The organism is Dactylosporangium sp. NPDC000521, assembly GCF_042898305.1.
Lineage (GTDB): Bacteria > Actinomycetota > Actinomycetes > Mycobacteriales > Micromonosporaceae > Dactylosporangium.
Genome location: NZ_JBIAYW010000017.1, coordinates 1 through 12,350, shown reverse-complemented (window position 1 = coordinate 12,350; position 12,350 = coordinate 1). Strand labels below are relative to the sequence as shown.

Genomic DNA, 12,350 nt, shown 5'->3' with positions numbered 1-12,350 from the left:
CGCAACCGGGCCGCACCCTTCAGAGGGCGGGCCGGATGCGGAAGGAGCACTCGGCCCGGAAGGCGGCGCTGCCGTCGTCCTGGTCGACCCAGAGCTGCTCGCCGCGGTGGTGCAGGAACCAGCCGGGGTAGATCTGCGCGTCCAGCACGACCGTGCCCGCCGTCGCGCCGGCTCGGGCGCAGAAGGTGGCGTCGCCGCGGAACAGCGGCGTGCCCTCGTCCCTGCTGAGCTGGAACCGCCAGGACGCGTGCCGCAGGAACCGGCCGTCGTCGGCGCGGAACGTGAAGCACGCCGGGTCGGCCAGCCCGGCGAGCACCGTGAACGTCGCCCGGCGCCGCTCCGCGCCGGCACTGTCCGCCCGGACCGCCGCGAGCACGCCGAGGCCGTCGACGGTCGTGACGAACAGTCCGGGCTCGTGCGCCGACTCGATCGACACGGTCCGCCCGGGGGCCAGGGTGGCGGTGCGCGGGGACGGCGAGCCGGTGGCGGCGCTGGTCGCCGCCGGTTTCGACGCCGGCTCGGCGGGGGTGGCCGGGGTCGTGGCGGGCGGCACCCGGACCGCCGTCGTCGTCGCCGCCTGCAGCCCCTGGGACGGCGGCGGGCCGGCGGGCAGGGTGGTCACGGTGACGGCGGCGCCGGCGGCAACGGCGACGGCCACGGTCGCGGCGACGGGGTGCGCCGCGAGGATCTGGGCGAGGTGACCGAACACCCCGGCCTGGACGGTCGCACCGAGGGTCGCCTTGCCGATCAGGCCCGAGCTGAGTGTGGCCGGGACCGGCAGCAGCGCGAACCCGGGCAGCAACCGGTCCGGGCTGATCAGCCCCTCGGCGGCGGCGACGCAGACCCGGCAGGTGCGCACGTGCCGGGCGAGGCGCTTGCGCCAGAGCGGGCCGGGCGTGCCGTCCCAGCCGGCTACCAGCGCGTCGAGGTCGGGGCACTTGGGTGCGGCGTCCATCGCGGCCACGATCTCGCGGCTCAGGTCGAGCTGGTGGCGCATGCGCTGGACGCGGACGGCGGCGTGGGCGACGCTGACGCCCAGCGCCCCGGCCAGCTCGGTGCGGCTGAGCACGCCGGCGTTCTCCAGCCACCACAGCGACAGCAGCGCGCGGTCGGCGGGGTCGAGCCACCGGGCGGCCCGCCTGACCTGGCGGCGCTGGTCGGACAGCTCCAGGCGCAGCCCGGTGACGTCCTCGACCTCAGCGGCGACGTCCGGCACTCCGGCCGCCTCCTCCAGCGGGGCCATCCGCCGGGCGGCGGTCCTGCGGCGGTGCAGGTGGGTGCTCACCTGGTGGACCGCGATCGCCGCCAACCAGGTCCGGAAGCTCTCCGGCTGGTGCAGTGCCCGCAGCCGCCGCACGGCCCGCAGCATGGTGTCCTGCACGACGTCATCGACGTCGGCGTGCCCGTCCAGTGCGCGGCGGACGATCGTGTAGACCAGCGGCAGGCTGGCGGCGACGAGCTCGTCGACGGCCCGCCGGTCACCGGCCTGCGCCGCCAGCACGAGGTCCGTTTCCTTCAAGTCGGTGGTTCGCATCGTCACATCGCAGTCACAGCATTCACCGTGCAGCCGCCCGGCATGGTCGTTGACTGTCACCGACGACCGGCCGCCGCGTCAAGCATCCGGCGGGCGCGACCATGTGTCCCTGCCGTACATAACACAAACTCGCGCACTTCTTAGTTGTTATTCAAGGCCCCCCGGAAACGTCGCAGGAATTCGCGGATGAAAATTTCGGCGATGTTACGTCACGAAAGACATTGCATGTCCTTACCCCCTTGAATGTTCGCATTCGGTCTGGCAATCTCGCGGACTGGATGTGAGCGCTAACACAGATTCGAGGAGCACCGCATGACGGTCCGTAACAAGGCGTCGGGCATCGCTACCCTGCTCGTCGTGGCCCTGGTCGGCGGTGCCGTCGCCGTCGCGAACATGACCACCGCATCGGCCGCGACGGTCGACACGGGCGCCTCCTACGTGCTGGTCAACCGCAACAGCGGCAAGGCCCTGGACGTCTACAACTTCTCCACCGCCGACGGCGGCCGCATCACGCAGTGGACCCGCGGCGACGGCGCGAACCAGCAGTGGCAGTTCGTCGACTCCGGTGGCGGCTACTACCGGATCCGCTCCAAGCACTCCGGCAAGGTCCTGGACGTCTCCAACTTCTCCACCGCCGACGGCGGGTCCGTCGTGCAGTGGTCGGACCTGAACGGCACGAACCAGCAGTGGCGGCTCGCGGACTCGGAGGGCGGGTACGTGCGGCTGATCAACCGCAACAGCGGCAAGGCCCTGGAGGTGCAGGGCGCCTCGACCGCGGACGGCGGCAACATCGTCCAGTACAGCGACTGGGGCGGCAACAACCAGCAGTGGCAGCTCGTGAAGCTCGGCGGCACCGACCCCACCACGCCGTCCGGGCAGTACACCAACCCGGTGGTGTGGCAGGACTTCGCCGACGGCGACATCATCCGGGTCGGCGACGCCTACTACTACTCCGCGTCCACCATGCACTACTCGCCGGGCGCGCCGATCCTGCGCTCCTACGACCTGGTCAACTGGGAGTACGCGGGACACTCGGTGCCCAGGCTCGACTTCGGCTCCAGCAACTACGACCTCAGCGGCGGCCGGGCCTACGTGAAGGGGATCTGGGCGTCCACCCTCAACTACCGCAAGAGCAACGGCACGTACTACTGGATCGGGTGCGTCGAGTTCAACCGCACCTACGTCTACACCTCCACCGCGGTGGACGGCGCGTGGCAGAAGCGGTCGCAGATCAACAACTGCTACTACGACGCGGGGCTGCTCGTCGACGACAACGACACCATGTACGTCGCGTACGGCAACAGCACCCTCAGCGTCGCCCAGCTGTCCGCCGACGGGCTCAGCCAGGTCCGGACGCAGCAGGTGTTCACCACGCCGTCGAGCGTCGGCACCCTCGAAGGCTCGCGGTTCTATAAGCGCAACGGCAGCTACTACATCTTCGTGACCAGGCCCGCGAACGGCCAGTACATCCTCAAATCCAGCAGTCCTTGGGGCCCGTACGAGATGCGGCAGGTCCTGCTGAACATGCCGAGCCCGATCTCCGGCGGCGGCACTCCGCACCAGGGCGGCCTCGTCCAGACGCAGAACGGCGACTGGTACTACATGGCGTTCGTCGACGCGTACCCCGGCGGCCGCGTCCCGGCCCTCGCGCCGATCACCTGGACCGCCGACGGCTGGCCGGTCGTGCAGACCGTCAACGGCGGCTGGGGCTCCTCCTACCCGAAGCCGAACATCACGACGTCGAAGACGGTCAAGCCGATGACCGGCGCCGACACGTTCACGAGCGCGGCGCTCGGACCGCAGTGGGAGTGGAACCACAACCCCGACACGTCGAAGTTCTCCACCGGCAGCGGGCTGCGGCTGCAGACCGCCACCGTCACCGGCGACCTCTATCAGGCCCGCAACACCCTGACGCACCGCATCCAGGGGCCGACCTCCACCGCGACCATCGAGCTGGACTACTCGGGCATGGCGGACGGCGACCGGGCCGGCCTGGCCATGCTGCGCGACTCGTCGGCGTGGATCGGCGTGCGACGCGACGGCGGCACCACCCGGGTCGCGATGGTCAACGGCCTGACCATGAACAGCAGCTGGGGCACCAGCAGCACCGGCACCGAGGCGGCGAGCGCGGCCGTGTCCGGCGGGCGGATCTGGCTGCGGGCCACCGCCGACATCCGGCCCGGCAGCGGGCGGCAGGCGCGGTTCTCCTACAGCACCGACGGCACGACCTTCACGCCGCTGGGGTCCGCGCTGACGCTCAACAACGCCTGGCAGTTCTTCATGGGCTACCGCTACGCGGTCTTCAACTACGCCACCCGCGCGCTCGGCGGCGCCGTCACCGTCAAGCGCTTCGAAACGACCACCCCGTAAGCACCCCGTAGAAAGGAACAGCTCGTGAGAAGACGCGTGATCCTGCCGCTGATCGCGGCCACCGTGCTCGCCGCGGGCACAGCCGTGCTCTTCAACGGCTCCGCCGACGCCGGCACGACCCTCGGCACCTCCGCGGCGGAGAAGGGCCGCTACTTCGGCGCCGCCGTCGCCGCCGGCAAGCTCGGCGACAGCACGTACACCGGCATCCTCGACCGGGAGTTCAACTCCATCACGCCCGAGAACGAGATGAAGTGGGACGCCACCGAGCCCAACCAGGGGCAGTTCCGCTGGACCGGCGGCGACCAGATCGTCGCGCACGCGCAGGCGCACGGCCAGAAGGTCCGCGGGCACACCCTCGCCTGGCACTCGCAGCAGCCCGGCTGGGCGCAGAACATGTCCGGCAGCGCGCTGCGCAACGCGATGGTCAACCACATCACCCAGGTCGCCACCCACTACAAGGGCAAGATCTACGCCTGGGACGTGGTGAACGAGGCGTTCGCCGACGGCGGCAGTGGCGGCCGCCGCGACTCGAACCTGCAGCGCACCGGCAACGACTGGATCGAGGTCGCCTTCCGTACCGCGCGGGCCGCCGACCCGGGCGCGAAGCTCTGCTACAACGACTACAACACCGACGGCATCAACGCGAAGAGCACCGGCATCTACAACATGGTGCGCGACTTCAAGTCCCGCGGCGTGCCGATCGACTGCGTCGGCTTCCAGTCGCACCTGGGCAACTCGGTGCCCGGCGACTACCAGGCCAACCTGCAGCGCTTCGCCGACCTCGGCGTCGACGTGCAGATCACCGAGCTGGACATCGCCGGCAGCAACCAGGCCAACAACTACGCGACGGTCGTGCGCTCCTGTCTCGCCGTTTCCAGGTGTACGGGCATCACGGTGTGGGGCATCAGGGACAGCGACTCGTGGCGTACCTGCGAGAACCCGCTGCTGTTCAACGCATCCGGCGCCAAGAAGGCCGCCTACACCTCGACGCTGAACGCGCTCAACGCCGGCACGAACCCCGGCCCGACCGGCTCCACGGGCGTCGACACGAGCGCCTGGTATGTGCTGGTCAACCGCAACAGCGGCAAGGCCGTCGACGTGTACAACTTCGCCACGAACGACGGCGGCCGGATCACCCAGTGGACGCGGACCAGCGGCGCCAACCAGCAGTGGCAGTTCGTCGACTCCGGCGGCGGCTACTACCGGATCCGCTCCAAGCACTCCGGGAAGGTCCTCGACGTCTCCAACTTCTCCACCGCCGACGGCGCCTCCGTCGTGCAGTGGGCCGACCTCAACGGCACCAACCAGCAGTGGCGGCTCGCCGACTCCGGCAGCGGGTACGTCCGGCTCATCAACCGCAACAGCGGCAAGGCCCTCGAGGTGCAGGGCGCCTCGACCGCCGACGGCGGCAACGTCGTGCAGTACGCCGACTGGGGCGGCAACAACCAGCAGTGGCAGCTCGTCCGCGTGTAGACAGCACCCCGTCGAAGCCCGCGTGCAACTGACACCCCATCGAAGAAGGAGCACACCCCGCACATGAGCACGTATCGAACACGACGCCGCATCGGCCTCGCCGCGGCCGCCATGGCCCTGGTCGGCGGCGGCGTGGTGGTCCTCAACATGACGACCGCCGCGGCCGCCACCGTGGACACCAGCGCCTCGTACGTCCTGGTCAACCGCAACAGCGGCAAGGCCATCGACGTGTACAACTTCGCCACGAACGACGGCGCCCGGATCACCCAGTGGGCCCGCAGCGACGCCTCCAACCAGCAGTGGCAGTTCGTCGACTCCGGCGGCGGTTACTACCGGCTGAAGTCGAAGCTGTCCTCGAAGGTCCTGGACGTGTACAACTTCTCCACCGCCGACGGCGGGTCCGTCGTGCAGTGGTCGGACCTGAACGGCACGAACCAGCAGTGGCGGCTCGCGGACTCGGACGGCGGGTACGTGCGGCTGATCAACCGCAACAGCGGTAAGGCCCTGGAGGTGCAGGGCGCCTCGACCGCGGACGGCGGCAACATCGTCCAGTACAGCGACTGGGGCGGCAACAACCAGCAGTGGCAGCTCGTCCGCGTCGGCGGCACCACGCCCACCACGCCGGGCAACACCGGCGGCGGCTGCACGCTGCCGTCGTCGTACCGCTGGACCTCGACGGGCTCCCTCGCCAACCCGCGCTCCGGGTGGGTGTCGCTGAAGGACTTCACCAACGTCGTCTACCAGGGTAAGCACCTGGTCTACGCCACCACGCACGACACGGGTTCGACCTGGGGGTCGATGAACTTCGGCCTGTTCACGAACTGGTCGGACATGGGTTCCGCGTCGCAGAACGGCATGAACTTCGGTGCGGTCGCGCCGACGCTGTTCTACTTCGCGCCCAAGAACATCTGGGTCCTGACCTACCAGTGGGGCGGGGCGGCGTTCAACTACCGCACGTCCAGCGACCCGACGAACCCGAACGGCTGGTCGTCGCCGCAGACACTGTTCTCCGGCAGCATCTCCGGCTCCGGCACGGGTCCGATCGACCAGACGATCATCGGTGACAGCCAGAACATGTACCTGTTCTTCGCCGGTGACAACGGCAAGATCTACCGGGCCAGCATGCCGATCGGGAACTTCCCGGGCAGCTTCGGCTCCTCGTACACGCAGATCATGAGCGACACCACGAACAACCTGTTCGAAGGCGTCGAGGTGTACAAGGTGCAGGGCCAGAACCAGTACCTGATGCTGGTCGAGGCGATCGGCGCCAACGGCCGCTACTTCCGCTCGTTCACGTCCTCCAGCCTCAGCGGCTCGTGGACGCCGAACGCGGCGACGGAGAGCAACCCGTTCGCCGGCAAGGCCAACAGCGGCGCCACCTGGACCAACGACATCAGCCACGGCGACCTGGTCCGCAGCAACCCCGACCAGACCAAGACCGTGGACCCGTGCAACCTGCAGCTGCTGTACCAGGGTCGCTCCCCGAGCTCCGGCGGCGACTACGGCCTCCTGCCGTACCGCCCGGGTGTGCTGACCCTGCAGCGTTAGTTGTTCCACGGCCGGCCGCCTTTCGGGGCGGCCGGCCGTCTCTATTCAGGAGGCACCGCCATGCGCACGGCACGACACTGGCTCATCGCCGCGGCCCTGACCGCCGCACTCACCGCGGCGGGCGCCGCGGCCCTGACCGCACCCGCCTCGGCGGAGTCCAACGGCGGCGTGCGGATCATGCCGCTCGGCGACTCGATCACCGAGGGCACCCAGGTCCCCGGCGGCTACCGCATCGGTCTCTGGCAGCGGCTCGCCGCCGGCGGCTACCGCAACGACTTCGTCGGCTCCCAGTTCAACGGGCCGGCGTCGCTGTGGGACCACGACCACGAAGGCCACCCCGGCTGGCGGATCGACCAGATCGACGCCAACATCACCGGCTGGCTGCGCACCACCACCCCGCGCACCGTCCTGCTGCACATCGGCACCAACGACATCCTGCAGAACTTCAATGTCGCCGGCGCGCCCGGCCGGCTCTCCACCCTCGTCGACCACATCACCGCCGCCGCGCCGAACGCCGACGTGTTCGTCGCCAGCATCATCCCGCTGAGCAACAGCGGGCAGGAGTCGGCGGCCCGCACCTTCAACGCCACCATCCCGGGCATGGTGCAGAGCAAGGCCAGCGCGGGCAAGCGGGTCCACTTCGTCGACATGCACGCCGCGCTCACCACCGGCGACCTCATCGACGGCGTGCACCCCACCGCCGGCGGTTACGACAAGATGGCCGCCACCTGGTACACCGCGCTGCGGGCCGTCCCCGGCAGCATCGGCGACCCGGGCACCCCGACCAGCCCCGGCACACCGACCGGCGGCACCGGCTCCGCGCTGGTGAGCGCCGCCTCCAGCCGCTGCCTCGACGTGCCGGGGAGCAACTCGGCGAACGGCACCCAGCCGATCATCTGGGACTGCAACGGCGCGGCCAACCAGCGCTGGACGCTCAACGGCCAGGCGCTGCAGTCGCTCGGCAAGTGCCTCGACTCGCCGACCGGCGCCACCGCCGGCAGCAAGGTCCAGCTGTGGGACTGCCACGGCGGCACGAACCAGCGGTGGAACCTCAACAGCGACGGCACGATCAGCAACGCCCAGTCGGGCCTGTGCCTCGACGTCGCCGGCAACGCCACCGCCAACAACACCCCCGTGCAGCTGTGGACCTGCACCGCGGCGGCGAACCAGCGCTGGACAAGGAGATGAGCATGAAACGTATCGGTGTGCTCGTGGCCGCGGTGGCCGTGCTGACCGCGGGCATCCTCGCCGCCGTCGTGCGCGGCCCGGACGCGCAGGCCCTGGAGAACGGCGTGGCCCGCACGCCGCCGATGGGGTGGAACAGCTGGAACACGTTCGGGTGCAACATCAACGACGCGCTGATCCGGCAGATGGCCGACTCGATCGTCAGCAGCGGGATGCGGGACCTCGGCTACAAGTACGTGGTCGTCGACGACTGCTGGATGAACTCCACCCGCGACTCGCAGGGCAACCTGCAGGCCAACGCGAGCCGGTTCCCGAACGGGATGAAGGCCCTCGGCGACTACCTGCACTCCCGCGGCCTGCTCTTCGGCATCTACCAGGCGCCGCTGGACAAGACCTGCGCGCAGTACTTCGGCAGCTACCCCGGCGCGACCGGCAGCCAGGGCCACGAGGCCCAGGACGCCCGGCAGTTCGCCGCGTGGGGCGTGGACTACCTCAAGTACGACTGGTGCTCGCCCAGCGGCACGATCAGCGAGCAGGTGACCACCTTCGCGAAGATGCGCGACGCGCTCGCGGCGACCGGCCGGCCCATCGTGTACAGCATCAACCCCAACAGCATCCACGCGAAGACCGGTCCGCAGCGCAACTGGGGCGACGTGGCCAACCTGTGGCGCACCACCGAGGACATCACCAACACCTGGGACTCGGGCCAGACCAACGGCTACCCGATGGGCATCCAGAACATCGTCAACGTCACCGTGCCCCTCGCCGGCTACGCCGCGCCGGGCCGGTTCAACGACCCGGACATGCTCGAGGTCGGCCGCGGCGGCATGAACGACACCGAGATGCGCAGCCACTTCGCCCTGTGGGCGATGATGGCGTCACCGCTGATCGCGGGCAACGACATCCGCTCGCAGAGCGCCGCGACCGCGACGATCCTGAAGAACCAGAACCTGATCGCGATCAACCAGGACAGCCTCGGCCTGCAGGCGACCCAGATCTCCAACGACGGCACCCGCCGCGTGCTGGCCAAGCGGCTCGCGAACGGTGACGTCGCGGTCGCGCTGTTCAACCAGGGCGGATCCGCGACGACGGTCAGCACCACCGCGGCCGCTGCCGGCAAGTCGGGCAGCTCGTTCACGCTGCGGGACGCGTGGACGAACACCACGAGCACCACGACCGGCAGCATCAGTGCGACCGTGCCCGCGCACGGCACCGTCGTGTACCGGGTGAGCGGCGGCGGGACCACCACCCCCACCACGCCGCCGGCCGGGTCGACGCTGGTCAGCGCCGCCTCCGGCCGCTGCCTGGACGTGCCGAACAGCAGCACCGCCAACGGCACGCAGCCGGTCATCTGGGACTGCAACGGCGGCGCCAACCAGCGCTGGACCATCGACGGCGCCACGCTGCAGGCGCTCGGCAAGTGCCTCGACGCACCCCTGAACGCGACCGCCGGCGCCAAGGTGCAGCTGTGGGACTGCAACGGCGGGACGAACCAGCAGTGGACGCTCAACGCCGACGGCACCGTCCGCGGCACCGCGTCCGGGCTCTGCCTGGACGTCGACCACAACCTCACCGCCAACGGCACCGTGGTCCTGCTCTGGACGTGCACGGCCGCGGCGAACCAGCGCTGGACGAGAGGATGACGATGCGACGACTCGCCGGCCTGCTGCTGTTGATCGGCGCCGCCATCGTGGTGGCGGGCCCGATGCCGTCGGCCCGCGCCGACAACCCGATCGTGCAGACCGTCTACACCGCCGACCCGGCGCCACTGGTGTACAACGGCCGGGTCTACCTGTACACCGGACACGACGAGGACAACTCCACCTACTTCACCATGAAGGAGTGGCGGGTCTACTCCTCCGCCGACATGGTGAACTGGACCGACCACGGCTCGCCGATGAGCCTCGCGACCTTCAGCTGGGCCAGCGCCAACGCGTGGGCCGGGCAGGTCGTCAACCGCAACGGCAAGTTCTACTGGTACGTGCCGGTCACGAACCGCTCGACCGGCCGGATGGCCATCGGCGTCGGCGTCTCCAGCAGCCCCACCGGGCCGTTCACCGACGCCATCGGCCGGCCGCTGGTGGAGAACAACGAGATCGACCCGACCGTCTTCATCGACGACAACGGCCAGGCCTACCTGTACTGGGGCAACCCGAACCTCTGGTACGTGCGGCTGAACACCGACATGATCTCCTACTCCGGCGGCGTCACCCAGATCCCGCTCACCACGTCGGGCTTCGGCACCCGCACCGGCAACGCGAGCCGCCCCACGCTGTACGAGGAAGGCCCCTGGGTCTACAAGCGCAACGGCCTCTACTACAACGTGTTCGCCGCGAAGTGCTGTTCGGAGTTCATCGGCTACTCCACCGCCCCCGGGCCGACCGGCCCGTGGACCTACCGCGGCACCGTCATGCCGACGCAGGGCGGCAGCTTCACCAACCACCCCGGCGTCATCGACTTCAACGGCGGGTCGTACTTCTTCTACCACAACGGCGCGCTGCCCGGCGGTGGCGGCTACACCCGCTCGGTGGCCGTGGAGAAGTTCAGCTACAACGCCGACGGCACCATCCCGGCGATCACCATGACCAGCGGCGGCGCGCCGCAGGTCGGCACCCTCGACCCGTACGTGCGGCAGGAGGCCGAGACGATCGCGTGGGAGACCGGCGTCGAGACCGAGCCCTCCAGCGAGGGCGGCATGAACGTCGGCTGGATCGAGAACAACGACTCGATCAAGGTCAAGGGCGTCGCGTTCGGCGCCGGCGCCACGTCGTTCACCGCCAGGGTCGCCTCCGCCACCAGTGGCGGCCGCATCGAGCTGCACCTCGACAGCGTCAACGGCGCCCTCGTCGGCACCTGCACCGTCGCCGGCACCGGCGGCTGGCAGACCTGGACCAGCGTCACCTGCCCGGTGAGCGGCGCGACCGGCACCCACGACCTGTACCTCAAGTTCACCGGCGGCAGCGGCAACCTGTTCAACGTCAACTGGTGGCAGTTCACCGGGGGCGGCGGCAGCGGCGGGAACCTGCTCGTCAACGGCACGGTCGAGAGCGGCACGTCGGGGTGGGGCATGTTCGGCAGCGGCACGCTGTCGGCGAGCGGCACCGCGCACGGCGGCAGCCAGTCGCTGCTGGTCACCGGGCGCACCGCCGCGTGGAACGGCCCAGCCCAGGATGTGACCAGCAAGCTGGTCAACGGCAGGACCTACACGGCGAGCGCCTGGGTCCGCAGCGCGAGCGGCACGCCCAGCGCGAAGGTCATGCTGGCCGTCACCGCCGGCGGCACGACCAGCTACGTGCAGCTGGCCCCGGCGACCGCCGTGAATGCGGGCGGCTGGACGCAGCTGTCCGGCACCGCGACCGTCTCCTGGACCGGCACGCTGACCGGCGCCACCTTCTACGTCGAAACGACCGCGGGCACCGACAACTTCTATCTCGACGACGCGTCGCTACTGATTTCGTAATTCGTGTTATGCCGCACCGGTTCCGCAGGTCGCAAGGGTGCTGATCGAGTTTTTGCGAAAAACCTTGTCGGAACCGGTGCGGCGACACATGATCGCCGTACATCAATCCCGAATCGACGTCCAGCCGTTCCGCCGAAACGTCTGGGCGTCCTGGTGACGCAAGGAGTTCAGGATGGCGGAAAATCACTTCGCCCATCGACGCCCACGGCGGCGCCCGCCGTTGATCGCGCTGACCGCCGGTGTGGTCGGCGTCGTGGTGGCGGCGGTGGCTGCGGTGATGGTGCCGGCGGCGGACGCGGCGGCGAGCACGCTGGGTGCGGCGGCGGCGCAGTCCGGCCGGTACTTCGGAACGGCGATCGCCGCGAGCCGGCTCGGCGACTCGACGTACAGCACCATCGCCGGCCGTGAGTTCAACATGATCACGGCCGAGAACGAGATGAAACCGGACGCGACGCAGCCGCAGCGGGGAGTGTTCAACTTCAGCTCCGGTGACCAGATCTACAACTGGGCGACCCAGCGGGGGATGAAGGTCCGGGGTCACACCCTGGCCTGGCACTCGCAGCAGCCGAGCTGGTGGGGCGGGATCAGCGGCTCCACCCTGCGGCAGGCGATGATCGACCACATCAACGGGGTGATGGGCCACTACAAGGGCAAGCTCGCCTACTGGGACGTGGTGAACGAGGCCTTCAACGAGGACGGCAGCCGCCGGCAGTCCAACCTGCAGGCCACCGGCAACGACTGGATCGAGGTGGCGTTCCGTACCGCCAGGAACGCGGACCC

General features: G+C 69.6%; 8 protein-coding genes. 7 read left to right on the top strand and 1 reads right to left on the bottom strand.

Going from position 1 to position 12,350, the window contains the following annotated elements; all coding sequences use genetic code 11:
- Positions 1-19: 19 nt before the first annotated feature.
- Positions 20-1,534, bottom strand: coding sequence for a sigma-70 family RNA polymerase sigma factor (locus ACFY3L_RS39480; RefSeq protein WP_389336562.1), 1,515 nt, complete (start codon positions 1,532-1,534; stop codon positions 20-22).
- A gap of 312 nt (positions 1,535-1,846) precedes the next feature.
- Here ACFY3L_RS39480 and ACFY3L_RS39475 point away from each other — a divergent pair, with 312 nt between their 5' ends.
- The 7 genes from ACFY3L_RS39475 to ACFY3L_RS39445 form a co-directional block, all read left to right on the top strand.
- On the top strand, positions 1,847-3,904 hold the full coding sequence (locus ACFY3L_RS39475; RefSeq protein ID WP_389336559.1) for a family 43 glycosylhydrolase: 2,058 nt from the start codon (positions 1,847-1,849) through the stop codon (positions 3,902-3,904).
- Positions 3,905-3,928: 24 nt separating this feature from the next.
- Positions 3,929-5,377 carry an endo-1,4-beta-xylanase gene (locus ACFY3L_RS39470; protein WP_389336556.1) on the top strand — a complete coding sequence of 483 codons (1,449 nt, stop codon included), beginning with the start codon at positions 3,929-3,931 and terminating at the stop codon, positions 5,375-5,377.
- A gap of 63 nt (positions 5,378-5,440) precedes the next feature.
- The gene (locus ACFY3L_RS39465) at positions 5,441-6,925 is read left to right on the top strand and encodes a non-reducing end alpha-L-arabinofuranosidase family hydrolase (RefSeq protein WP_389336553.1); all 1,485 of its coding nucleotides are present in this window, start codon (positions 5,441-5,443) and stop codon (positions 6,923-6,925) included.
- Positions 6,926-6,985: 60 nt separating this feature from the next.
- On the top strand, positions 6,986-8,113 hold the full coding sequence (locus ACFY3L_RS39460) for a ricin-type beta-trefoil lectin domain protein (protein WP_389336550.1): 1,128 nt from the start codon (positions 6,986-6,988) through the stop codon (positions 8,111-8,113).
- A gap of 122 nt (positions 8,114-8,235) precedes the next feature.
- Entirely contained in the window at positions 8,236-9,753 is a 1,518-nt protein-coding gene (locus tag ACFY3L_RS39455; RefSeq protein ID WP_389337040.1) for a glycoside hydrolase family 27 protein, read from the top strand.
- Between the two features lie 2 nt (positions 9,754-9,755).
- Positions 9,756-11,570 (top strand): family 43 glycosylhydrolase, encoded by a 1,815-nt coding sequence (locus ACFY3L_RS39450; RefSeq protein WP_389337037.1) that lies wholly within the window; start codon positions 9,756-9,758, stop codon positions 11,568-11,570.
- Between the two features lie 172 nt (positions 11,571-11,742).
- Positions 11,743-12,350 (top strand): endo-1,4-beta-xylanase (locus tag ACFY3L_RS39445; protein ID WP_389336547.1); only part of this gene is annotated, 608 nt, incomplete at its 3' end.

What these genes read in the sequence shown, in the direction of transcription:
- ACFY3L_RS39480 (WP_389336562.1), bottom strand. Translation starts at nt 1,534, where the DNA reads ATGCGAACCACCGACTTGAAGGAAACGGACCTCGTGCTGGCGGCGCAG.
- ACFY3L_RS39475 (WP_389336559.1), top strand. Translation starts at nt 1,847, where the DNA reads ATGACGGTCCGTAACAAGGCGTCGGGCATCGCTACCCTGCTCGTCGTG.
- ACFY3L_RS39465 (WP_389336553.1), top strand. Translation starts at nt 5,441, where the DNA reads ATGAGCACGTATCGAACACGACGCCGCATCGGCCTCGCCGCGGCCGCC.
- ACFY3L_RS39460 (WP_389336550.1), top strand. Translation starts at nt 6,986, where the DNA reads ATGCGCACGGCACGACACTGGCTCATCGCCGCGGCCCTGACCGCCGCA.
- ACFY3L_RS39455 (WP_389337040.1), top strand. Translation starts at nt 8,236, where the DNA reads ATGGGGTGGAACAGCTGGAACACGTTCGGGTGCAACATCAACGACGCG.
- ACFY3L_RS39450 (WP_389337037.1), top strand. Translation starts at nt 9,756, where the DNA reads ATGCGACGACTCGCCGGCCTGCTGCTGTTGATCGGCGCCGCCATCGTG.